Below are 22,267 nucleotides of genomic sequence, written 5' to 3'. Positions count from 1 at the left end.
ATCGCTCGAGCTCGCAAAAAGCGCAAGCCGGTCGCCGAGATGAACGTGGTGCCTTACATCGACGTGATGTTGGTGCTGCTGGTCATCTTCATGGTGACCGCGCCGATGCTCAATCAGGGCGTGAAAGTTGATCTGCCCAAGGTTTCCAGCGAAGCCTTGCCGCAGGACAACAACACCCAGGTCCTGACCATTTCCATAAAATCCGACAAGACCTACTACTGGAACCTTGGCAGCGAAGTCGACACCGAAAAGCAGCAGGATCGGGCCATGACCCTGCCGCAGATGACCGATGCCGTGACCAAGATCATTCGCGTCGGCAACGAAGGCGGCAAGCGTACCCAGGTCTTCATTCGCGGCGACAAATCCGTCGATTACGGCTCCGTCATGGGCGCGATGGGCGGGTTGCAGAAAGCCGGGGTCGGTAATGTTGGCTTGATTACCGAGGCGCCCTGATGCAGCAACAGCGAGAGCCGTCCGCCTCGGAAAGCTACTTCTGGCCTAGTGTCTGGGCGATTGGCTTGCACGTGCTGGTGTTCGGCATGCTGTTCGTCAGTTTTGCCTTTACCCCGGAATTGCCGCCGGCCAAGCCGATTGTCCAGGCGACCTTGTACCAGCTGAAATCGAAAAGTCGGGCGACCACCCAGACCAATCAGAAGATTGCCGGTGAAGCGCAGAAATCTGCTGCGCGTCAGACCGAAGTCGAGCAGATGGAACAGAAAAAGGTCGAGCAGGAAGCGGTGAAGGCTGCGGAACAAAAGAAAGAAGAGGCGGCTCAAAAGGCCGAAGAAGCCAAGAAGGCCGACGAGGCGAAGAAAGCGGACGAGGCGAAAAAGGCTGATGAAGCCAAGAAAGCCGACGAAGCGAAGAAAACCGCGGAAGCCAAGAAGGCAGAAGAGAAACAGTTGGCTGATATAGCCAAGAAGAAAGCCGAAGAAGAAGCCAAGAAAGCCGCGGAAGAAGAGGCCAAGAAAGCGGCCGCTGAAGAAGCCAAGAAAAAGATCGTCGAAGACGCGAAGAAGAAAGCCGCGGAAGACGCCAAGAAGAAAGCTGAAGCTGAAGAGGCGAAGAAGAAAGTCGCCGAGGAAGCGAAGAAGAAAGCTGCCGCCGATGCTGCGAAGAAGAAATCGCAGGATGCGGCGCGTAAATCCGCCGAAGACAAAAAGGCCCAGGCCCTGGCAGATTTGCTTTCCGACACGCCGCAGCGTCAGCAGGCCTTGGCCGATGAGCAGGGCGACGAAGTCGCCGGCAGTTTCGATGACCTGATTCGTGCGCGTGCAGCGGAAGGCTGGGCTCGCCCACCTTCGGCACGCAAAGGCATGACGGTGGTGTTGCAAATCGGCATGTTGCCGGACGGTACGGTGACTTCCGTCAACGTGTCCAAGTCCAGTGGCGACGGTCCGTTTGACGCGTCGGCTGTTGCAGCGGTGAAGAATATTGGACGTTTGACAGAAATGCAGGGAATGAAGCCGAGTGATTTCGCTCCGTATCGTTCATTCAAGATGACATTCACACCTGAGGATCTAGCCTTGTGAGAAACCTTCTTCGAGGAATGCTGGTCGTTATCTGCTGCATGGCAGGGATGGCGATGGCAGATGAGAAAAACATTCTGGTTACCAGCGGCAGCGATCGGGCGACCCCGATCGCCGTCGTACCGTTCGGCTTCCAGGGCGGTAGCGTGCTGCCGGACGATATGGCGGAAATCATCGGTAACGACCTGCGCAACTCGGGTTACTACTCGCCGCTTCCAAAGCAGAACATGATCAGCCAGCCGAGCCAGGCCAGCGAAATCATCTTCCGTGACTTCAAGGCGCTGGGTGCCCAGTACGTCATGGTCGGCAGCATTGTGCCGGCGGGCGGTCGCCTGCAGGTGCAATACGCACTGTTCAACGTGGCCACCGAGCAGCAAGTGCTGACCGGCAGCGTGTCCGGCGGCGTCGATCAGTTGCGCGACATGGCGCACTACATCTCCGACCAGTCGTTCGAAAAACTCACGGGTATCAAGGGTGCCTTCTCGACTCGCCTGCTGTACGTAACGGCCGAGCGTTTCTCCGAGAACAACACTCGATACACCCTGCAACGTTCGGACTACGACGGTGCTCGCGCCGTGACCCTGCTGCAGTCGCGTGAGCCGATCCTGTCGCCGCGTTTCGCACCGGACGGCAAGCGCATCGCTTATGTCTCCTTCGAGCAGAAGCGTCCACGCATCTTCATGCAGAACATCGACACCGGTCGCCGTGAGCAGATCACCAACTTCGAAGGCCTGAACGGTGCGCCAGCCTGGTCGCCGGATGGCAATCGCCTGGCGTTCGTGCTGTCGAAAGACGGCAACCCGGACATCTATGTGATGAACCTGGGTTCGCGTCAGATCAGCCGCGTCACCAACGGTCCTGGCATCAACACCGAACCGTTCTGGGGCAAGGATGGCTCGACCATCTACTTCACGTCCGACCGTGGCGGCAAGCCACAGATCTACAAGACCAGTGCCGGTGGTGGCGGTGCCGAACGCGTGACGTTCGTCGGTAACTACAACGCCAACCCTAAACTTTCGGCTGATGAAAAGACGCTTGTCATGATTCACCGTCAGGATGGCTTCACCAATTTCAAGGTGGCGGCCCAGGATTTGCAGCGCGGTAGTGTAAAAATCCTCACTGATAGCACTCTGGACGAGTCGCCTACTGTCGCGCCCAACGGCACCATGGTAATCTACGCCACCCGCCAGCAGGGCCGGGGAGTCTTGATGCTCGTGTCCATCAATGGACGCGTAAGGCTCCCGCTTCCTACCGCACAAGGCGAAGTCAGAGAACCTTCCTGGTCCCCTTACCTGAACTGACGCGGCGCTATACGTTGTACTTAACACACTGGGGTTCATTAGGAGTTTCACGATGGAAATGCTGAAGTTTGGTAAATTTGCTGCGCTGGCACTGGCCATGGCTGTAGCTGTAGGTTGCTCGTCCAAAGGCGGCGACAATGCCGGTGAAGGCGCGGTAGATCCAAACGCTGGTTACGGCGCAAACACTGGTGCAGTTGACGGCTCCCTGAGCGAAGAAGCTGCACTGCGCGCTATCACCACTTTCTACTTCGAATACGACAGCTCGGACCTGAAGCCAGAAGCCATGCGCGCTCTGGACGTTCACGCCAAAGACCTGAAAGCAAACGGCGCTCGCGTTGTTCTGGAAGGCAACACCGACGAACGTGGTACTCGTGAGTACAACATGGCACTGGGCGAGCGTCGTGCGAAAGCCGTTCAGCGCTACCTGGTACTGCAAGGTGTTTCCCCTGCTCAGCTGGAACTGGTTTCCTACGGCGAAGAGCGTCCAGTTGCTACCGGCAACGACGAGCAGTCCTGGGCTCAAAACCGTCGCGTCGAACTGCGTAAGTAATTCGTCATGCGAACGTGCCGTCGTGCTGTAACTGTCCTGGCTCTCAGCCTTGCGCCGCTTGCGGTGTGGGCTGCGGTTCCTGTGGTCGATAATGACTCCGGCTATAACAATAGCGGGAGCAGTTATCCGCCTGCAGGTTACGGTACGAACGGCGCCTATGCCGGGGGAGGGGTTTCGGCCCCTGTCTCGGCACAGGGCGAGCTGTTCAACCAACTGCAATCAATGCAGCAACAGATCGAGCGCCAGCAAGGTGCGATCGAAGTTCTGCAAAATGATGTAGCGCGCATGAAGCAGGAAAACCTGGAGCGATACCAGGATCTTGATCGGCGCATAGGAACCGGCGTTGCACCAGCCGCGACTCCTGAGAATTCTTCCACCGGTGGTGATTTGAACGCCCCCGGTGCAGCCGCAGGTGCGGCAGCTGGCGCAGCCGCCGCTCAAGCACCTGCCGCGGGTAGCGAACCGGCGGATCCGGCGAAGGAAAAGCTCTATTACGATGCTGCCTTCGACCTGATCAAGGCCAAGGATTTCGACAAGGCCAGCCAGGCTTTTGCCGCTTTCCTGCGCAAATACCCGAACAGCCAGTACGCGGGCAACGCCCAATACTGGTTGGGCGAAGTGAACCTGGCCAAAGGCGATCTGCAAGGCGCAGGTCAGGCATTTGCCAAGGTTTCGCAGCTATATCCCAAGCACGCCAAAGTGCCGGACTCGCTGTACAAGCTTGCTGATGTAGAGCGCCGCCTGGGTCATACCGACCGGGTCAAAGGCATTCTGCAGCAGGTGGTGTCCCAGTATCCGGGCACTTCCGCCGCTCAGTTGGCCCAGCGCGATCTACAAAAAATGTAGGCCTGCTTGACCCGTTTCAAAGAAACCCGCGCTTGTCGCGGGTTTTTTCGTTAGAATTCATCCCCTTTTTCTGAAACACGCTTTTTGGGATCTGCGCATTGCCGGGGTTCCTTCAAGTGCCTGACGGAGGCGGACAGCCTGTTTAGCTGTTACGCCCGTGGCGACTATGCAAGACACATTGAGAATCACCGAAGTTTTCTACTCGTTGCAGGGTGAAACGCGGACTGCCGGCCTGCCCACTGTTTTTGTGCGCCTGACCGGTTGCCCTCTGCGTTGCCAATACTGCGACAGCGCCTACGCGTTCACCGGCGGAACCATTCGTACGCTCGACGACATCCTCGAGCAGGTCGCAGGGTTTCGCCCGCGTTATGTCTGCGTCACGGGCGGCGAGCCCCTGGCACAGCCCAACGCCATTCCCTTGCTCAAGCGCTTGTGTGATGCCGGTTACGAAGTGTCACTGGAAACCAGTGGCTCTATCGATATCTCGGCAGTAGATTCCCGGGTCAGTCGCGTTGTCGACCTGAAAACCCCAGGTTCGAAGGAAGCACACCGCAATCGCTACGAAAACATTGAGCTGCTCACGCCCAACGATCAGGTGAAGTTTGTCATCTGCTCGCGGGAAGACTATGACTGGTCCGTTTCCAAACTGATCCAGTACGGTCTGGACCAGCGTGCCGGCGAAGTCCTGTTTTCGCCAAGTCACCATGATCTCAATGCTCGGGATCTGGCGGATTGGGTGGTGGCGGACAACCTGCCAGTGCGTTTGCAATTGCAGCTGCATAAATATCTATGGAATGACGAGCCGGGGCGCTGAAATGACAGAACAACTGAATACTGCTGAAAAACGTGCGGTCATCCTGCTGTCCGGTGGCCTGGACTCGGCGACCGTCGTGGCCATGGCCCGCGCCGAAGGCTACAGCTGCTACACCATGAGCTTCGATTACGGTCAGCGCTCTCACGCCGAACTGCACGCCGCCGAGCGTGTGGCGCGGGATCTGGGTGTGGTCGAGCACAAGGTGATCGGTCTGAACCTGAACGGAATGGGCGGCTCGGCCCTGACCGACAGCAGTATCGATATTCCAGAGGAACTCGGTGAGGGCATTCCGGTGACTTACGTGCCTGCGCGTAACACGGTGTTCCTGTCCCTGGCCCTGGGCTGGGCAGAAGTGCTCGGCGCACGGGACATCTTCATCGGCGTCAACGCGGTGGATTACTCCGGTTACCCGGACTGCCGTCCCGAGTTCATCGAGTCGTTCGAGCGCATGGCCAACCTGGCAACCAAAGCCGGCGTGGAAGGCAATGGCTTCCGCATTCAGGCGCCGCTGCAAAACCTCAGCAAGGCGCAGATCGTCCAGGAAGGCGTGAAGCTTGGCGTGAACTACGGACTGACCGTTTCCTGCTATCAGGCCGACGATAACGGTCGTGCATGCGGCAAGTGCGACAGCTGCCGACTGCGCGCAGAAGGCTTTGCGGCGGCCGGAATCAGCGATCCAACCCCTTATTTTTGAATTATTTCAAAATAGGTGTTGAATAGTCCTTAAAAATCAGTATTATACGCGCCACCACACAGCGGGTCGTTAGCTCAGTTGGTAGAGCAGTTGGCTTTTAACCAATTGGTCGTAGGTTCGAATCCCACACGACCCACCATTTTTGGCGGTTTAGAAAATCCGGAAGGCCCACGCAAGTGAGGATTTCCGGGTTTTTTTTTGCCCGCGATTCCAGTCCGCTTCGCTGCGGGCTGCAGCGCATGACGCAGGTCAGAATCACCTTTTGCATCCGTCGGATATTCTGTAGCCTTGCGCAGCTTCAACGCTGTCCGTGCCTGATGAATACTCACTTTCCCGGCGGTACCCCGATGGGTCCGGAGCCGGGTGTATACTCGACTTTCGCGCGAATGCGCCTGCAGGTCTTGCGAACATGACGCAAATTTCTGAACGCCTTCTGGTTCAAGCCCACCTCGACGCCAAACAGCCCAAGCCGCTGACCGCCGATGAAGAGGCTTATTACCGTGCTGCCATCGCTGCCGAGCTCAAGGCTCAAGACGCGGTGCTGGTGGCCCACTTCTATTGTGACCCTGTCATTCAGGCGCTGGCCGAAGAGACGGGCGGCTGTGTCTCCGACTCGCTGGAGATGGCCCGCTTCGGCAACGCCCATCCGGCCAAGACCGTGGTCGTCGCCGGCGTGAAGTTCATGGGTGAGACCGCCAAGATCCTCAACCCGGAAAAACGCGTGCTGATGCCGACGCTTGAAGCGACCTGTTCGCTCGACCTGGGTTGCCCGGTGGACGAATTTTCCGCGTTCTGCGATCAACACCCGGAGCGCACGGTGGTGGTGTACGCCAACACGTCGGCTGCGGTAAAGGCCCGAGCGGATTGGGTGGTGACTTCAAGCTGTGCGCTGGAAATCGTCGAAAGCCTGATGGACAACGGCGAGACCATCATCTGGGGCCCGGACAAGCACCTGGGGACCTACATCCAGCGCCAGACCGGTGCCGACATGCTGCTGTGGGACGGTGCCTGCATCGTTCACGAAGAGTTCAAGTCAAAGCAGCTTGAAGACATGAAGGCGCTGTACCCGGATGCTGCCATCCTGGTGCACCCGGAGTCACCGACCTCGGTGATCGAACTGGCGGACGCCGTGGGGTCCACCAGTCAGTTGATCGCGGCGGCACAGAGTCTGCCGAACAAGACGCTGATCGTTGCGACCGACCGCGGCATCTTCTACAAGATGCAGCAGCTGTGCCCGGACAAGGTCTTCATCGAGGCCCCAACGGCGGGTAACGGCGCGGCGTGCCGCAGTTGTGCGCATTGCCCGTGGATGGCCATGAACACCCTTGAGCGCACGCTCAAGGCGTTGAAGGAAGGGTCGAACGAGATCTTTGTCGACCCGGCACTGATTCCGCAGGCGATTCGCCCGCTCAAGCGCATGCTCGATTTCACCCAGGCGGCGCGGATGAAGCTGGCCGGTAACGCCTGAGATCTTTCAACCAGGCCCAAAAAAACTGTGGGAGCGAGCTTGCTCGCGATAGCGGTGTATCAGTCTCCATTGAAGTTGACTGACACTACGCCATCGCGAGCAAGCTCGCTCCCACAGTGATTTCTGCGTCGGGAAATTACTTGGTCTTCTTCGGAATCCGCACCAGTTCGGTATTGGAATACATGTCATGCCAGCTGCGTTTCTGCTTGTCGAACAGCGACCAGAAGAATCCCAGGCCAACACACAGCAGCGAAGCAATCGACACCACAAAGCGCAGCAGCGCCTGCCACAGGCTGATGGACGTGCCATCGGCATTCTGCACGCGGATGCACCAGACCTGCATGCCCAGTGTCTGACCGGACCAGGTCCAGAATTTGGCGAAGAAGCCGAACAGTACGAACAGCAGGACTGTGGAGAGCAGGGGATCGCCGTCCAGGGCGCCGGCTTCGGTCAGGGTGCGCATCCTTTCTTCACCGATGATCGCCATCTGGATCATCTTGTAGATGCCGCTGGTGACGATCAGCAGGGCGGTGCACAGCAGGAAATCATAGAACATGGCTGCCAGGCGACGACCCAGGCCAGCGGCAGGAAAGTCGCCCTGGGGGGTAAGCAGGTGTTTCGACATGGCAGGCTCTCGGCGAAAAAAGAAGCCATTTTACGGATTTACGCGCACAAAAAAGCCCCTGATGTCAGCATCAGGGGCTTTTTCGTTGCAGAAGATTAGGCTTCTGCTTGTACTTCGTCAGCCTGCATGCCTTTCTGGCCCTGCACGGCGATGAAAGTCACTTTCTGGCCTTCTTTCAGGCTCTTGAAGCCGTTGCCCTGGATGGCGCGGAAATGCACGAACAGATCCGGACCGCTTTCAGGAGTGATAAAACCAAAACCTTTCTCGTCGTTAAACCACTTGACGGTACCGCTCTGACGTTGGGACATTTCTTATTTCCTTTGACGCAAAAAATTAATGACAGTCTCCTTCTCATGAAAGAGTACTGGGGCTGGTTGCAGGAGAGTAAGAAGACGTCGAACGGGATGTAGCTAACTTGTAGGCTACTGCCCAGGTCACGATTCCAAGCGACCCATGCAAACACAGTGAACAAACTCTACGCCAACTACGGGAGAAAAAACAAGCCCCGTGAAGGCCCCGTATTTCCTCAGGTTGATGGCAAAGTCAGTCCACTAGCGGGGGCTTGTTCCCTAGTGTTGTTCAGTTGTTTTCGATCGTTATAAGCAAAGTTCATAATCGAAGCTTATAGCCAAACGATGCACTGTTATATGGCGGTTGCGTTACACATTAGTGCACCGTTAACGCAACCGCGTTACTTATAGGAACATTCAATCAGCCGCGATAGTAGCGTTGTGGGACAAATGGCATTTTGCTTACAAGCAAAGGCACCTTTTTCCCACGAACGATCGCCCAGACCGGTGTGTCCATTGCGATGTAGGCGCTGTCGACATAACCCATGGCCAGCGGACCGCCCAGGGTCGGTCCGAAACCGCCGCTGCAGACGCTGCCGATGATGTCGCCGGCTTCGTTGACGATCTCGGCGCCTTCACGTACGGGTGTACGTTCCTGTGGTAGCAGACCTACACGTTTGCGGCTCACGCCTGCCTGCTGCTGGGCAAATACGGTTTCGGCGCCAGGGAAGCCGCCGGCCCGTGCACCATCGGCGCGACGTGGCTTGGAGATCGCCCACAGCAGGCTTGCCTCGATCGGGGTGGTGTCGGTGTTCATGTCGTGGCCGTACAGGCACAGGCCGGCTTCCAGGCGCAGGGAGTCGCGGGCGCCAAGGCCGATGGCGGCCACTTCGGCTTCAGCGAGCAGTGCGCGAGCCAGGGCTTCGGCGTTGGCGGCGGGTACGGAAATCTCAAAGCCGTCTTCACCGGTGTAACCCGAGCGGCTGACAAAGCAGTCCACGCCCAGCAGCTTCACGCGGGCGAACTGCATGAAGGTCATCTTCGCAACTTCCGGTGCCAGGCGTGCCAGCACGGTCACCGCAGCCGGGCCTTGCAGGGCGAGCAGAGCGCGCTCTTCGAACAGCGGCTCGATCGTGCACTGGTCGCCAATGTGCTTGCGCAGGTGGGCCAGGTCCTGATCCTTGCACGCGGCGTTGACCACCAGGAACAGTTCGTCGTTGCCCAGGTTGGCAACCATCAGGTCATCGAGGATGCCGCCCGTCGCATTGGTGAACATCGCGTAGCGCTGCATGCCCACCGGCAGGTCGATGATGTCCACCGGCACCAGGGTTTCCAGGGCTTTGGCTGCGTTGGCGCCGGTCAGGCGGATCTGGCCCATGTGCGAGACATCGAACAGCCCGGCCTGGTCGCGGGTGTGCTGGTGTTCTTTCATCACGCCCAGCGGGTATTGCACCGGCATGTCATAGCCGGCGAACGGCACCATGCGCGCGCCGAGTTCGATGTGCAATGCGTGCAACGGGGTTTGCAACAGTTGTTCGGTGGACATATTCAGCTCCTGAAGAAGGGTGCAGATGAGCGCGCATCAGCACTCGATAATGTTGACCGCCAAACCGCCACGGGCGGTTTCCTTGTATTTGCTTTTCATGTCGGCGCCGGTCTGGCGCATGGTGCGAATGACCTTGTCGAGGGAAACGAAGTGTTGCCCGTCGCCGCGCAGGGCCATGCGCACGGCATTGATGGCCTTGACCGAGCCCATGGCGTTGCGCTCGATGCAAGGCACTTGCACCAGCCCGCCAATCGGGTCGCAGGTCAGGCCGAGGTTGTGTTCCATGCCGATTTCCGCGGCGTTCTCCACTTGCTGCACGCTACCGCCCAGCACTTCGCACAGGGCACCGGCGGCCATCGAGCAGGCGACGCCGACTTCACCCTGGCAGCCGACTTCGGCGCCGGAGATGGAGGCGTTTTCCTTGTACAGAATGCCGATGGCCGCGGCGGTCAGCAGGAATCGCACCACGCCGTCGTCATTGGAGCCCGGGATAAAGCGCATGTAGTAGTGCAACACCGCTGGAATGATCCCCGCTGCACCATTGGTGGGCGCCGTTACGACGCGCCCGCCGTTGGCGTTCTCCTCGTTGACCGCCAGGGCGTAGAGATTGACCCAGTCCAGCACAGACAGTGGGTCGCGCAAAGACGATTCCGGGTTCTTGCACAATTGCCGATGCAGTGCGGCGGCCCGGCGTTTGACCTTCAGTCCGCCGGGCAGGATGCCTTCGTTACGGCAACCGGCGGCGACGCAGTCCTGCATCACTTGCCAGATTTTCAGCAGGCCGGCGCGGGTTTCCGCTTCCGGACGCCAGGCGCTTTCGTTGGTCAGCATCACCTGGCTGATCGATAGCCCGTATTTGACGCAATGACCGAGAAGATCCTTGGCGCTTTTGAACGGAAAGGTCAGGGGGGTGGCGTCTTCGACGATGCGATCGGCGCCGGCGGCGTCCTCATCGACCACAAAACCACCGCCGACCGAGTAGTACTCGCGGCTGCGGACCTGCAGGCCCGCTGCGTCAAAGGCGCGGAAAATCATGCCGTTGGGGTGATAGGGCAACGGTTTGCGAATCATCGCCAGGTGTTCTTTCTCATTGAACGCAATGCTGTGTTCGCCGAGCAGGTTCAAGCGGCCGTTGCTGCGAATTTCCTGGAGGCGTGCAGCGACGGTTTCTGTATCCACGGTGTCCGGGTGTTCGCCTTCCAGGCCCAGCAGCACAGCCTTGTCACTGCCGTGGCCTTTGCCGGTAGCGCCGAGCGAGCCGTACAGCTCGACCTTGACGCAGGTGGTGGCCGTCAGCAGCCCTTCACGGCGCAAGCCTTCGACGAAACGCGCAGCGGCGCGCATCGGGCCGACGGTGTGGGAGCTGGAGGGGCCGATGCCAATCTTGAACAGGTCGAACACGCTTAACGACATGGTGGTTCTCCGGTTTCTTGTTATAGGAATTCACGGATGTTGGGGCCGGGAGCAGTCCTCTGTAGGAGCGAGCCTGCTCGCGATAGCGGTCTATCAGTCGACATATATGGAGAATGTCAGTCCGTTATCGCGAGCAGGCTCGCTCCTACAAGGGGCTGTGGTGTTCTGGAAATTGGGGGCGGATGAATCCGCCCCCTCACTGGTTTAAGCGTAGCTTTCGATCGACGGGCAGGCGCAGACCAGATTGCGGTCGCCAAACACGTTGTCGACGCGACCGACCGGTGGCCAGTACTTGCCTTCGATCAGTGACGCAACCGGGTACACCGCTTGCTCACGGCTGTACGGGTGAGACCACTCGCCCACCAGTTCCTTGGCGGTGTGTGGCGCGTTTTTCAGCGGGTTGTCGTCCTTGTCCAGGGTGCCGTTTTCCACTGCGCGGATTTCTTCGCGGATGCGGATCATGGCGTCGCAGAAACGGTCCAGTTCTTCCTTGGATTCGCTTTCGGTCGGCTCGATCATCAGCGTGCCGGCCACCGGGAACGACATGGTCGGCGCGTGGAAACCGAAGTCGATCAGGCGCTTGGCCACGTCATCGACGCTGATGCCGCTGCTGTCTTTCAGCGGACGCAGGTCGAGGATGCACTCGTGCGCCACCAGGCCGTTGCTGCCGGTGTACAGCACCGGGTAGTGCTCTTCGAGGCGACGGGAGATGTAGTTGGCATTGAGGATCGCCAGCTGCGAAGCACGCTTGAGGCCCGCGCCACCCATCATACGAATGTACATCCAGGTGATCGGCAGAATGCTCGCGCTGCCGAACGGTGCTGCGCAAACGGCGCCTTCCTTGCGCTCCATCTGTGCGTGGCCCGGCAGGAATGGCGCCAGGTGCGATTTAACACCGATCGGGCCGACGCCCGGGCCGCCACCGCCGTGGGGGATGCAGAAGGTCTTGTGCAGGTTCAGGTGCGACACATCGCCGCCGAACTTGCCCGGGGCGCAGAGGCCGACCATGGCGTTCATGTTGGCACCGTCGATGTACACCTGGCCGCCGTTGTCATGAACGATGCCGCAGATTTCGCGGATGCCTTCTTCGAACACGCCGTGGGTCGACGGGTAGGTGATCATCAGCGCAGCGAGGTGTTCGCGGTGCTCGATGGCCTTGGCGCGCAGGTCTTCGATGTCGACGTTGCCACGGGCATCGCAGGCAGTCACAACCACGCGCATGCCGGCCATGTTGGCGGTGGCCGGGTTGGTGCCGTGGGCCGACGACGGGATCAGGCAGATGTCACGACGGTCTTCGCCACGGCTCTGGTGGTAGGCACGGATCGCCAACAGACCTGCGTATTCACCCTGGGAACCGGCGTTCGGTTGCAAGGATACCGAGTCGTAGCCGGTGGCAGCGCAAAGCATGGCTTCCAGTTCGTCGGTCAGTTGCTGGTAGCCGGCGCTTTGCTCGGCCGGGGCGAACGGGTGCAGGGCGCCGAACTCGGCCCAGGTCACCGGGATCATTTCGCTGGCGGCGTTGAGTTTCATGGTGCACGAACCCAGCGGGATCATGGTGCGGTCCAGCGCCAGGTCCTTGTCCGCCAGTTTGCGCAGGTAGCGCATCAGCTCGGTTTCCGAGTGATAGCGGTTGAACACCGGGTGGCTGAGGATCGGCGACTGACGTACCAGCGTGGCCGGGATGGCGCTGGTGACCGAGGCGGCGAGGGCGGCGAAGTCCGGCAGGGCCTTGCCGTCGGACAGCAGGCTCCACAGGGTTTCAACGTCGGCCTGGGTGGTGGTTTCGTCCAGGGACAGGCCCAGGCGCTCGCCATCGACCACGCGCAGGTTGATGCGCTGGGCGTGTGCCTTGTCGTGCAGGGCCGCGGTTTGCGCACCGGTCTTCACGGTCAGGGTGTCAAAGAAGCTCGCTTGCTCGACGCTCAGACCCAATACGCTCAAGCCTTTGGCCAGGATTGCGGTCAGGCGATGCACGCGATTGGCGATCTGCGTCAGGCCTTTCGGTCCGTGGTACACGGCGTACATGCTGGCGATGTTGGCCAGCAGTACTTGTGCGGTGCAGATGTTGCTGGTGGCTTTCTCGCGACGGATGTGTTGCTCGCGGGTCTGCATGGCCAGGCGCAGGGCCGGATTGCCGAAACGGTCTACGGAAACACCGACCAGACGGCCCGGCATGTCACGTTTGAACGCGTCCTTGGTGGAGAAGTACGCCGCGTGTGGGCCACCGAAGCCCAGCGGCACGCCAAAGCGCTGTGCACTGCCGATGGCCACGTCGGCACCGAATTCGCCCGGCGCGGTCAGCACGGTCAGGGCCAGCAGGTCGGCAGCCACGGCAACGAGGGCGTTGGCGGCGTGGAAACGCTCGGTCAGTTCGCGGTAATCGAACACGTCACCGTTGCTTGCCGGGTATTGCAACAGGGCGCCGAAGAACGGCGTCACGTCAGTCAGCTCGCGTTCGTCGCCAACCACCACGTCGATGCCCAGAGGCTCGGCACGGGTGCGCAGTACGTCGAGGGTCTGCGGGTGGCAATGCACGGAGGCGAAGAATTGGTGGCTGCCCTTGTTCTTGCTCAGGCGTTTGCAGAAGGTCATGGCTTCGGCAGCGGCGGTGGCTTCGTCGAGCAGCGAGGCGTTGGCGATCGGCAGGCCGGTGAGGTCGCTGATCAGGGTCTGGAAGTTCAGCAGCGCTTCGAGACGGCCCTGGGAAATTTCTGGTTGGTACGGGGTGTAGGCGGTGTACCAGGCCGGGTTTTCCAGCAGGTTGCGCAGGATCGGCGACGGCGTGTGGGTGCCGTAGTAACCCTGGCCGATGAAGGTCTTGAACAGCTGGTTTTTAGTCGCGATGGACTTGATCAAGGCCAGGGCATCGGCTTCGCTCAAGCCGTCTTCCAGGCCGAGGACGCTGGTGCCCTTGATGCTGTCGGGAATCACGCTGGCGCTCAGAGCTTCCAGGGAGTCGAAACCGAGGCTGTTGAGCATCGCTTGCTCGTCACCGGCGCGCGGGCCGATGTGACGGGCGATGAATTCGTTGGCGGTAGTCAGATTGATCTGGGTCATGTCAGTGCTCCTCAGGCTTCGGCTTGGGCTTTGATCAGACGGTCGTAGGCGTCCTGATCCAGCAGTTGGGCGACTGCCGAGGCGTCGCTTGGCTGGAAGCGGAAGAACCAGCCTTCGCCCAGCGGATCTTCGTTGACCAGTTCAGGGCTGCTGTCCAGCGCCGGGTTAACTTCCAGCACTTCGCCGTCCAGCGGCATGTACACGCCGCTGGCAGCCTTTACCGATTCCACGGTGGCGGCTTCGGCGCCTTTGTCGTAGGACTGCAGCTCAGGCAGTTGAACGAAAACCACGTCGCCCAGGGCGTTCTGTGCGAAAGCGGTGATGCCGACCGTGACGCTGCCGTCAGCTTCGGTGCGCAGCCATTCGTGATCTTCAGTAAAACGCAACTCGCTCATGGAAACTCCTAAGGGGCCAGACTCGTCTGGTGGACGCGATTGAATGCTTGGGCAATGCCCGGGTTATGGGGGAGTACATAGCAAGAACGCGGCCAACGTTGTTTTTATTGTTATTGATCAATGATTTAGGTGGTTTCGACAAACGCTGAAAATCAATCGTTGTAGCGAAATCGATACGGCATATGTCAATGATAAAAGCCGAGGTGGATCAAAGCCTTGCACAGCCGTGATCGGAGAGGGGTGTAGCGATATCGTTCCGCTGTAGCGCTTTCAGTACAGGTGGAGGTCGTTTTTGGCGCGGTTTTTCGGCTGGATGGAGAACCCTGTGGGAGCGAGCTTGCTCGCGATAGCGGTAGCCCAGCCGCCATCAATGTTGCATGTGCCGACGCCATCGCGGGCAAGCCCGCTCCCACAGGGACCTGCGGTGATAGTGGAGTCAGTGTTTCAAACCTTGCTCGGAATCCCGTACTTGCGCAACCGATGGGCAATCGCGGTGTGGGAGGTTTGCAGGCGGGTCGCGAGTTGCCGGGTCGAGGGATAGCTGGCGTAGAGTTTTTCCAGCAGGGTTTTCTCGAACTCATCCATGGCCTGTTCCAGGCTGTCGACATCATGGTCGCCTTGGCGGGCTACCGAGGTACCGGCGATGTCGAGGTCGCCGATGTCCACCAGGCTGCTTTCGCAAATCGCCGCGGCGCGGAAGATCACATTCTGCAATTGCCGCACATTGCCCGGCCAGCGGTTGCCCAGCAGCGCCGGGTAAGTGCCCGGCGCCAGGCGACAGATCGGTCGCTGGATCTGCGCACAGGCCTGCTGCATGAAGTAGCGGGCCAGCAGCAGGATGTCCTGGCCGCGCTCGCGCAGGGGCGGCACTTCGACGTTGAGGACGTTGAGGCGGTAGAACAGGTCTTCGCGGAACAGCCCTTCGCTGACCATTTTTTCCAGGTCGCGGTGGGTGGCGCTGAGGATCCGTACGTTGACCTTGACCTCACGGTCTCCGCCGACCCGGCGAAAACTGCCATCGTTGAGGAAACGCAGCAGTTTGGCCTGCAGGTACGGGGACATCTCGCCGATCTCGTCGAGAAACACCGTGCCCTGGTTGGCCAGTTCCATCAGCCCCGGCTTACCACCCCGTTGTGCGCCGGTGAAGGCGCCGGGGGCGTAGCCGAACAGTTCACTTTCGGCGAGGTTCTCCGGCAATGCCGCGCAATTCAACGCCAGAAACGGAGAGCTGTGACGGGCGCTGATGGCGTGGCAGGCACGGGCCACCAGCTCCTTGCCGGTGCCGGTTTCGCCCTGGATCAGCAGCGGTGCATCGAGGGCCGCCACCCGCTGGGCGCGCGCCTTGAGGGTGCGGATCACCGGGGACTCGCCGAGCAGGGCATCGAAACCTTCGGCGTGGTCATGGTGCAGCGCGGAAAGGCGTTCGCCGATGCGGTTCGGTTGGTACAGCGTCAGCAGGGCACCGGCGTCGGTGATCGGTGTGGCGTCGAGCAACAGGGTCTGGCCGTTGACGGTGATTTCCCGCAGCGGCAGGCGAAAGCCGTGTTCGAGCAGGGCGTCGAGCAAGGCCGGGTCGGCAAACAGGTCGCCCACGCTTTCACCGTCCGGTTCGCGGCCGTACAGGGCGATCAGGGCCGGGTTGGCCAGCAGCACCTTGCCGTCGCTGTCCAGTGCCAGCACCGGGTCGGTCATGGCGGCCAGCAAGGCGTCGAGCTGCAAGTGCCGGCGCTGGCCGGGCAGGATGTCGACCACCGTCACCGCTTGCACGCCACGCACGCTGAACAGGGCATCGCGCAGTTCCTCGAGGACTTGCGGGCTCAGGGTCGGGGCGTCGATATAGACATTGGGCGGGACCATTTCCACCGCATCCAGGTTCAGATTGCGCCCGCCGAGCAGGGCCAGGACTTCCTGGGTGATACCGACGCGGTCGATGAAGCTGACGTGGATACGCATGGGGCGGTCTTGGGGTCTGCAGTGCGGAGGGTGGCAAGTATGCCTTGGGGCGGGCTAATGGTGAAATTTTGCGCGGGATATGCGGGTAACGAAGATCCCTGTGGGAGCGAGCAAGCTCGCTCCCACAGGTACAGCTTCTACTTGGAGACTGGGTTATTCGAAGTGTTCGGGGTTTACCGGGTCGCCTGATTTCATATTCAACTGCTGCCGGATGTCTTCAAACATCAAATCGTAATGTTTGTGGACCGATCCGATCTGGCTGTGAGTCTTCGGAATCCCGTACTTCTCGGCGATTTTCGTCACGTTGCTGGCGAAGTTGTAGGCCTCCTCCTTGGGCAGGAAGAAGGGCTCTGACATCTCCTTGCCCTGAATGCTGCCATGCATAGTGAACTGGATGCCTTTTTCCCCTTTGGCATTCTTGCTGACTTCATAGTCGAGGTGCACGTTGTAGCTGACATCATCCGGGGTCAGCGCATGTCGTTCGATGTGCAAGTGACCTGGCTCAAACTGTGCCATAGACGTCTCTCCTTACAAGTAGGTAATGCCAGGTGTCGCCGTACTGATGCGCGTGCCGGCCTTGCCCTGGACGATCGCTTCGATGTCCGCGAGCGAACCGATCACTGCGACTTTTCCAGTATGGCGCGCGAATTCGCAGGCTGCCTGCACCTTCGGTCCCATGGAGCCGGCGGCGAAGCCGAGTTTTTCCATTTCGTCGGGGTGGGCCTGGGCGATGGCCTTCTGCGTGGGTTTGCCAAAGTCGATGAAGGCGGCGTTGACGTCGGTGGCGATCACCAGCAGATCGGCTTCGAGCTGTTCGGCCAGCAGCGCCGAGCACAGGTCCTTGTCGATGACCGCTTCGACGCCCTCGAGTTTGCCGGGCGAGGTGTACATGGTCGGAATGCCGCCACCGCCGGCGCAGATCACGATGCTGCTTTTTTCCAGCAGCCATTTGATCGGACGGATTTCGAAGATGCGCTTCGGTTTCGGGCTGGCGACCACGCGACGGTATTTGTCGCCGTCCGGGGCAATGGCCCAGCCTTTCTCGGCGGCCAGTGCTTCAGCCTCATCCTTGGTATAGACAGGGCCGATGGGTTTGGTGGGGTTCTTGAAGGCCGGGTCATTGGCATCGACTTCGACCTGGGTCAGCAAGGTCGCGAAGGGCACTTCGAAGTCCAGCAGGTTGCCCAGTTCCTGTTCGATGATGTAGCCGATCATGCCTTCGGTCTCGGCACCGAGCACGTCCAGCGGATAGGGCGAAACCGAGGTGTAGGCCGCCGCCTGCAATGACAGCAGGCCGACCTGAGGACCATTGCCGTGGGCGATGACCAGTTGGTTGCCGGGATGGATCTTGGCGATCTGTTCGGTGGCGATCCGGATGTTGGCGCGCTGGTTGTCAGCGGTCATGGGTTCGCCCCGGCGGAGCAGGGCATTGCCGCCCAGAGCAACGACGATTCGCATGGTGCAGTCCTTCTAAAAGAGAAGTCACAAACAACTCGAACTCCCGGTTGGAATCGGGCCAGTGTGGGAGCGGGCTTGCTCGCGAAGACGGAGTGTCAGTCGACATCATTGTTGTCTGATACGCCGCTTTCGCGAGCAAGCCCGCTCCCACATTGACCGCGATCCGTCAGTGGGAGCGAGTCAGCCGTTAAAGGTCAGCCAGCGTCGACACCAGAATCGCCTTGATCGTGTGCATGCGGTTTTCCGCTTGCTCGAAGGCGATGCAGGCTGGCGACTCGAACACGTCATCGGTCACTTCGATGCCGTTGTTCAGGAACGGGTACTGCTCGGCAATCTGCTTGCCGATCTTGGTGTCGCTGTTGTGGAACGCCGGCAGGCAGTGCATGAACTTGGTGCGCGGGTTGCCGGTGGCTTTCATCAGTTCGGCGTTGACCTGATACGGCAGCAGTTGCTGGATGCGCTCGGCCCAGGCTTCGACCGGTTCGCCCATCGACACCCACACATCGGTGTGGATGAAGTCCACGCCCTTGACCGCCGCTTTCGGGTCTTCGGTGAGGGTGATGCGTGCACCGCTTTCTTCGCCGTACTTTTTGCAGCGTGCCACCAGGTCGTCCGCTGGCCACAGGGCTTTTGGCGCGCAGATGCGCACGTCCATGCCGAGCTTGGCGCCGATCAGCAGCAGCGAGTTGCCCATGTTGTTACGCGCGTCGCCGAGGTAGGCGTAGCTGATTTCGTGGATCGGTTTGTCGGCGTGTTCGCGCATGGTCAGCACGTCGGCGATCATTTGCGTCGGGTGATATTCGTCGGTCAGGCCGTTGAACACCGGTACGCCGGCGAACTTGGCCAGTTCCTCGACGATTTCCTGCTTGAAGCCACGGTACTCGATGGCGTCGTACATGCGCCCGAGCACGCGGGCGGTGTCCTTCATGCTTTCCTTGTGGCCGATCTGCGAGGAGTTCGGGTCGATGTAGGTGACGTTGGCGCCCTGGTCATAGGCTGCGACTTCGAACGCGCAGCGGGTGCGGGTCGAGGTCTTTTCGAAGATCAGCGCGATGTTGTTGCCCTTGAGATGCTGCTGTTCGGTGCCGGTGTACTTGGCACGCTTGAGGTCGCGGGACAGGTCGAGCAGGTAGCGCAATTCGCGAGGGGTGTGGTGTTCCAGGCTCAGCAGATTGCGGTTATGGATATTGAACGCCATTTTGGATCTCCTAAGGTGTCGGTTATCCCCTTGGTCTGCGCATGCCCTTGGGTAGAGGGCAGCGCGGGCCAAGGCAATAGGTTAGTAGTCAATCGGGTCGCGGATGATCGGGCAGGTCATGCAATGGCCGCCGCCCCGTCCCCGGCCGAGTTCGCCGGCGCTGATGGTGATCACTTCCACGCCGGCTTTGCGCAGCAGGGTGTTGGTGTAGGTATTGCGGTCGTAGCCGATGACCACGCCCGGTTCCACGGCCACTACGTTGTTGCCGTCGTCCCATTGCTCGCGTTCGGCGGCGAAGCTGTTGCCGCCGGTTTCCACCACGCGCAATGCTTTGAGGTTCAGGGCCTGGGCCACGGTGTCGAGGAAGTTGGTTTCTTCGCGACGGATGTCGATGCCACCGGCCTTGCTTTCATCGGGATGCAGGGTGAAGGCGACAATCTGGTTCACCACTTCCGGGAAGATCGTGACGAGGTCGCGATCGCAGAAGCTGAACACGGTGTCCAGGTGCATCGCCGCGCGGGATTTCGGCAGGCCGGCGACGATCACTTTCTCGACGGCCTTGTTCTTGAACAGGTTCACCGCCAGTTGCGCAATGGCCTGGCGCGACGAGCGTTCGCCCATGCCGATCAACACCACGCCGTTGCCGATCGGCATCACATCACCGCCCTCGAGGGTGGAGTTGCCATGTTCTTTGTCCGGGTCGCCGTACCAGATCTGGAAGTCGGCGTTGGTGAACTCGGGATGGAACTTGTAGATGGCGGTGGTCAGCAGGGTTTCCTGACGGCGTGCCGGCCAGTACATCGGGTTGAGGGTGACGCCACCGTAGATCCAGCAGGTGGTATCGCGGGTGAACTGGGTGTTGGGCAGCGGCGGCAAGATGAAGCTGGAGTTGCCGAGGAAGTCGCGGAACATCTCGATGGCCTTGCCACCGAAACTGGTGGGCAGATCATCGCCCGATACGCCACCGATCAGGAACTCGGCGATCTTGCGCGGCTCCAGGCTGCGCAGCCACGAGGCGGTTTCGTTGATCAGGCCCAGGCCCACCGAGTTGGCGGTGATCTTGCGTTCCAGAATCCAGTCCAGGGCTTCGGGAATGGCGACGATGTCGGTCAGCAGGTTGTGCATTTCCAGCACATCGATGTTGCGTTCGCGCATCTTGGTGACGAAGTCGAAGTGGTCGCGCTTGGCCTGGGCCACCCACAGCACATCATCGAACAGCAGTTCATCGCAGTTGTTCGGGGTCAGCCGCTGATGGGCCAGGCCTGGGGAGCAAACCATGACTTTGCGCAGTTTGCCGGCTTCGGAATGGACGCCGAACTTAACTTTTTCCTTGGTCATTACAGTGATCCTCCAGATGACAAAACAGGGTAGTGCTTCTAGAAACAGGAGCTAAAGGGTCAGGAAACCGTCGTAGAGACCGTAGGCCGCCACCATGGCGCCGACGACCACCGCAGCGAAAATCAGCTTCTCGACGTTGGTGAAAACCGGTTTGTTGATTTCCAGCTTGGCCTTGGCGAACAGGATCACGCCGGGGGCATAGAGCAGGGCGGACAGCAGCAGGTACTTGATGCCGCCGGCGTACAGCAGCCAGATCGCGTAGATCAGGGCCACGGCGCCGATAAACAGGTCTTTCTTGCGTGCGGCCAGCGCGCCTTCGTAGGTTTCGCCGCGGACAGCCAACAGCAGTGCGTAGGCCGCCGACCACAGGTAAGGCACCAGGATCATCGAGGTGGCGAGGTAGATCAGCGACAGGTAAGTGCTGGCGGAGAACAGAGTGATGATCAGGAAAACCTGGACCATGGTGTTGGTCAGCCACAGGGCGTTGACCGGTACGTGGTTGGCATTTTCCTTGCGCAAGAACGCCGGCATGGTGTGGTCCCTGGCGGCGGCGAACATGATCTCCGCGCACAGCAGCACCCACGACAGCAACGCCCCCAGCAACGAGATGATCAAACCCACGCTGATCAGCACCGCGCCCCAGTGACCGACCACGTGCTCCAGCACGGCGGCCATTGACGGGTTCTGCAGTTTGGCCAGTTCCGGCTGGGTCATGATCCCCAGCGACAGCACATTCACCAGGACTAAAAACAGCAGCACGGTGACAAAGCCGATCACGGTGGCCTTGCCCACGTCGCTGCGTTTTTCCGCCCGGGCCGAAAAGATGCTCGCGCCTTCGATGCCGATGAACACCCACACGGTGACCAGCATCATTTTGCGCACCTGATCCATCACGCTGCCCAGGTCCGGGTTCTTCAGGCCCCAGATGTCGGCGGCGAAGATGTCCAGTTTGAAGGCGAACACCGCAATCAACATGAACAACAGCAGTGGCACGATCTTGGCGACGGTGGTCACCAGGTTGATGAACGCGGCTTCCTTGATTCCTCGCAGCACGAGGAAATGTACGGCCCAGAGCAGCACCGAGGCGCCGATCACGGCGGCCACGGTATTCCCCTCCCCAAATAGCGGAAAGAAGTAGCCGAGCGTGCTGAACAGCAAGACGAAGTAGCCAACGTTGCCCAGCCAGGCACTGATCCAGTACCCCCAGGCGGACGAGAAGCCCATGTAGTCGCCGAAACCGGCTTTGGCGTAGGCATAGACCCCGCCATCGAGATCGGGTTTGCGGTTGGCCAGGGTCTGGAACACGAACGCCAGGGTGAGCATGCCGACGGCGGTGATCGCCCAACCGATCAGAATGGCGCCGACATCCGCGCTGGCGGCCATGTTTTGTGGCAAGGAAAATATCCCGCCACCAATCATCGAACCCACGACTAACGCAACCAGCGCGCCGAGTTTCAGTTTTCCGGGAGCTTCAGACATTGCATGACTCCAATGCAGGAGAAGAGAGGCAACAGACTAATTCCGTTGGCTATCCAATCAGCTGACTTAGATCACTAAATGAGAACCTTCCCAGGTTGTTGGCGGAGTGCCATCATTTGCGGGGCGACTGTCTGTAATGCTTGTTCTAGAGCCTTTTGTAGATTATTTCAGTACTTTTAGAATTTGTTTCGAATTATGACGCTAGTTGGATTTTCAGAATCTGCAAATTTTCCTGATGAGTTTCTTGTACAAAATTGATGTATTAAAAAAACGTATACAACAAATGATTATATCGGCGCCTCTAATAGCCGTT

General features: G+C 59.8%; 20 protein-coding genes and 1 tRNA gene. 9 read left to right on the top strand and 12 right to left on the bottom strand.

The genetic code is table 11. The features are described 5' to 3' along the window. The 9 genes from tolR (at position 1) to nadA (ending at position 7,202) form a co-directional block, all read left to right on the top strand. Complete coding sequence (tolR, locus tag AC3IX1_RS22395; protein ID WP_162135951.1) at positions 1 to 453, top strand: protein TolR; 453 nt, start codon at positions 1 to 3, stop codon at positions 451 to 453. After that, a complete protein-coding gene (tolA, locus tag AC3IX1_RS22390; protein WP_489385863.1) occupies positions 453 to 1,532 on the top strand; it encodes a cell envelope integrity protein TolA in 1,080 nt (359 codons plus the stop codon). Before tolR ends, tolA begins: the two co-directional genes overlap by 1 nt. A gap of 17 nt (positions 1,533 to 1,549) precedes the next feature. Then, complete coding sequence (tolB, locus tag AC3IX1_RS22385) at positions 1,550 to 2,830, top strand: Tol-Pal system beta propeller repeat protein TolB (protein ID WP_167362903.1); 1,281 nt, start codon at positions 1,550 to 1,552, stop codon at positions 2,828 to 2,830. A 52-nt stretch (positions 2,831 to 2,882) separates the two neighbouring features. Then, complete coding sequence (pal, locus tag AC3IX1_RS22380) at positions 2,883 to 3,380, top strand: peptidoglycan-associated lipoprotein Pal (RefSeq protein ID WP_003178634.1); 498 nt, start codon at positions 2,883 to 2,885, stop codon at positions 3,378 to 3,380. A gap of 6 nt (positions 3,381 to 3,386) precedes the next feature. Beyond that, positions 3,387 to 4,226, top strand: coding sequence for a tol-pal system protein YbgF (gene ybgF, locus AC3IX1_RS22375; protein WP_489385862.1), 840 nt, complete (start codon positions 3,387 to 3,389; stop codon positions 4,224 to 4,226). Positions 4,227 to 4,392: 166 nt separating this feature from the next. Then, positions 4,393 to 5,040 (top strand): 7-carboxy-7-deazaguanine synthase QueE, encoded by a 648-nt coding sequence (gene queE, locus AC3IX1_RS22370; RefSeq protein WP_007995628.1) that lies wholly within the window; start codon positions 4,393 to 4,395, stop codon positions 5,038 to 5,040. A 1-nt stretch (position 5,041) separates the two neighbouring features. Next, positions 5,042 to 5,734, top strand: coding sequence for a 7-cyano-7-deazaguanine synthase QueC (gene queC / locus AC3IX1_RS22365; RefSeq protein ID WP_489385861.1), 693 nt, complete (start codon positions 5,042 to 5,044; stop codon positions 5,732 to 5,734). A gap of 63 nt (positions 5,735 to 5,797) precedes the next feature. Continuing rightward, positions 5,798 to 5,873: transfer RNA gene (locus AC3IX1_RS22360), tRNA-Lys, on the top strand. 270 nt (positions 5,874 to 6,143) lie between these two features. Then, positions 6,144 to 7,202, top strand: a complete 1,059-nt coding sequence (gene nadA, locus AC3IX1_RS22355) for a quinolinate synthase NadA (protein ID WP_095942772.1) — start codon at positions 6,144 to 6,146, stop codon at positions 7,200 to 7,202. Between the two features lie 136 nt (positions 7,203 to 7,338). Here nadA and AC3IX1_RS22350 read toward each other — a convergent pair whose 3' ends face one another. From AC3IX1_RS22350 to arcD, 12 genes are all read right to left on the bottom strand, one after another. Then, the gene (locus AC3IX1_RS22350; RefSeq protein WP_489385860.1) at positions 7,339 to 7,827 is read right to left on the bottom strand and encodes an RDD family protein; all 489 of its coding nucleotides are present in this window, start codon (positions 7,825 to 7,827) and stop codon (positions 7,339 to 7,341) included. Between the two features lie 95 nt (positions 7,828 to 7,922). Then, complete coding sequence (locus AC3IX1_RS22345) at positions 7,923 to 8,135, bottom strand: cold-shock protein (protein WP_007977299.1); 213 nt, start codon at positions 8,133 to 8,135, stop codon at positions 7,923 to 7,925. A 403-nt stretch (positions 8,136 to 8,538) separates the two neighbouring features. Continuing rightward, positions 8,539 to 9,663, bottom strand: coding sequence for a glycine cleavage system aminomethyltransferase GcvT (gene gcvT, locus AC3IX1_RS22340; RefSeq protein ID WP_489385859.1), 1,125 nt, complete (start codon positions 9,661 to 9,663; stop codon positions 8,539 to 8,541). Positions 9,664 to 9,699: 36 nt separating this feature from the next. Next, entirely contained in the window at positions 9,700 to 11,076 is a 1,377-nt protein-coding gene (locus tag AC3IX1_RS22335; RefSeq protein WP_489385858.1) for an L-serine ammonia-lyase, read from the bottom strand. A 204-nt stretch (positions 11,077 to 11,280) separates the two neighbouring features. Next, on the bottom strand, positions 11,281 to 14,133 hold the full coding sequence (gcvP, locus tag AC3IX1_RS22330) for an aminomethyl-transferring glycine dehydrogenase (RefSeq protein WP_489385857.1): 2,853 nt from the start codon (positions 14,131 to 14,133) through the stop codon (positions 11,281 to 11,283). Positions 14,134 to 14,144: 11 nt separating this feature from the next. Further along, positions 14,145 to 14,528 (bottom strand): glycine cleavage system protein GcvH, encoded by a 384-nt coding sequence (gene gcvH / locus AC3IX1_RS22325; protein WP_008047373.1) that lies wholly within the window; start codon positions 14,526 to 14,528, stop codon positions 14,145 to 14,147. A 444-nt stretch (positions 14,529 to 14,972) separates the two neighbouring features. Next, the gene (locus AC3IX1_RS22320; RefSeq protein ID WP_489385856.1) at positions 14,973 to 16,481 is read right to left on the bottom strand and encodes a sigma-54-dependent transcriptional regulator; all 1,509 of its coding nucleotides are present in this window, start codon (positions 16,479 to 16,481) and stop codon (positions 14,973 to 14,975) included. Positions 16,482 to 16,634: 153 nt separating this feature from the next. Further along, positions 16,635 to 16,997 (bottom strand): DUF5064 family protein, encoded by a 363-nt coding sequence (locus AC3IX1_RS22315; protein ID WP_108215109.1) that lies wholly within the window; start codon positions 16,995 to 16,997, stop codon positions 16,635 to 16,637. A gap of 12 nt (positions 16,998 to 17,009) precedes the next feature. Next, positions 17,010 to 17,939, bottom strand: a complete 930-nt coding sequence (gene arcC / locus AC3IX1_RS22310) for a carbamate kinase (RefSeq protein ID WP_489305936.1) — start codon at positions 17,937 to 17,939, stop codon at positions 17,010 to 17,012. Positions 17,940 to 18,126: 187 nt separating this feature from the next. Further along, positions 18,127 to 19,137, bottom strand: a complete 1,011-nt coding sequence (locus tag AC3IX1_RS22305) for an ornithine carbamoyltransferase (protein ID WP_489385855.1) — start codon at positions 19,135 to 19,137, stop codon at positions 18,127 to 18,129. Positions 19,138 to 19,218: 81 nt separating this feature from the next. Next, the gene (arcA, locus tag AC3IX1_RS22300; protein WP_489385854.1) at positions 19,219 to 20,475 is read right to left on the bottom strand and encodes an arginine deiminase; all 1,257 of its coding nucleotides are present in this window, start codon (positions 20,473 to 20,475) and stop codon (positions 19,219 to 19,221) included. A 51-nt stretch (positions 20,476 to 20,526) separates the two neighbouring features. Beyond that, on the bottom strand, positions 20,527 to 21,954 hold the full coding sequence (gene arcD / locus AC3IX1_RS22295) for an arginine-ornithine antiporter (RefSeq protein WP_489385853.1): 1,428 nt from the start codon (positions 21,952 to 21,954) through the stop codon (positions 20,527 to 20,529). Positions 21,955 to 22,267 lie beyond the last annotated feature (313 nt).

This window comes from Pseudomonas sp. KH_046_2 (assembly GCF_057838985.1).
Note: the sequence above shows the minus strand (reverse complement) of the source record. Positions and strands in the feature narration are given on the sequence as shown.

Excerpts from the sequence above, each read along its gene's own strand:
- tolA (WP_489385863.1), top strand. The coding sequence starts at position 453 with ATGCAGCAACAGCGAGAGCCGTCCGCCTCGGAAAGCTACTTCTGGCCT.
- tolB (WP_167362903.1), top strand. The coding sequence starts at position 1,550 with ATGCTGGTCGTTATCTGCTGCATGGCAGGGATGGCGATGGCAGATGAG.
- pal (WP_003178634.1), top strand. The coding sequence starts at position 2,883 with ATGGAAATGCTGAAGTTTGGTAAATTTGCTGCGCTGGCACTGGCCATG.
- ybgF (WP_489385862.1), top strand. The coding sequence starts at position 3,387 with ATGCGAACGTGCCGTCGTGCTGTAACTGTCCTGGCTCTCAGCCTTGCG.
- queE (WP_007995628.1), top strand. The coding sequence starts at position 4,393 with ATGCAAGACACATTGAGAATCACCGAAGTTTTCTACTCGTTGCAGGGT.
- queC (WP_489385861.1), top strand. The coding sequence starts at position 5,042 with ATGACAGAACAACTGAATACTGCTGAAAAACGTGCGGTCATCCTGCTG.
- nadA (WP_095942772.1), top strand. The coding sequence starts at position 6,144 with ATGACGCAAATTTCTGAACGCCTTCTGGTTCAAGCCCACCTCGACGCC.
- AC3IX1_RS22350 (WP_489385860.1), bottom strand. The coding sequence starts at position 7,827 with ATGTCGAAACACCTGCTTACCCCCCAGGGCGACTTTCCTGCCGCTGGC.
- AC3IX1_RS22345 (WP_007977299.1), bottom strand. The coding sequence starts at position 8,135 with ATGTCCCAACGTCAGAGCGGTACCGTCAAGTGGTTTAACGACGAGAAA.
- gcvT (WP_489385859.1), bottom strand. The coding sequence starts at position 9,663 with ATGTCCACCGAACAACTGTTGCAAACCCCGTTGCACGCATTGCACATC.
- AC3IX1_RS22335 (WP_489385858.1), bottom strand. The coding sequence starts at position 11,076 with ATGTCGTTAAGCGTGTTCGACCTGTTCAAGATTGGCATCGGCCCCTCC.
- gcvP (WP_489385857.1), bottom strand. The coding sequence starts at position 14,133 with ATGACCCAGATCAATCTGACTACCGCCAACGAATTCATCGCCCGTCAC.
- gcvH (WP_008047373.1), bottom strand. The coding sequence starts at position 14,528 with ATGAGCGAGTTGCGTTTTACTGAAGATCACGAATGGCTGCGCACCGAA.
- AC3IX1_RS22320 (WP_489385856.1), bottom strand. The coding sequence starts at position 16,481 with ATGCGTATCCACGTCAGCTTCATCGACCGCGTCGGTATCACCCAGGAA.
- AC3IX1_RS22315 (WP_108215109.1), bottom strand. The coding sequence starts at position 16,997 with ATGGCACAGTTTGAGCCAGGTCACTTGCACATCGAACGACATGCGCTG.
- arcC (WP_489305936.1), bottom strand. The coding sequence starts at position 17,939 with ATGCGAATCGTCGTTGCTCTGGGCGGCAATGCCCTGCTCCGCCGGGGC.
- AC3IX1_RS22305 (WP_489385855.1), bottom strand. The coding sequence starts at position 19,137 with ATGGCGTTCAATATCCATAACCGCAATCTGCTGAGCCTGGAACACCAC.
- arcA (WP_489385854.1), bottom strand. The coding sequence starts at position 20,475 with ATGACCAAGGAAAAAGTTAAGTTCGGCGTCCATTCCGAAGCCGGCAAA.
- arcD (WP_489385853.1), bottom strand. The coding sequence starts at position 21,954 with ATGTCTGAAGCTCCCGGAAAACTGAAACTCGGCGCGCTGGTTGCGTTA.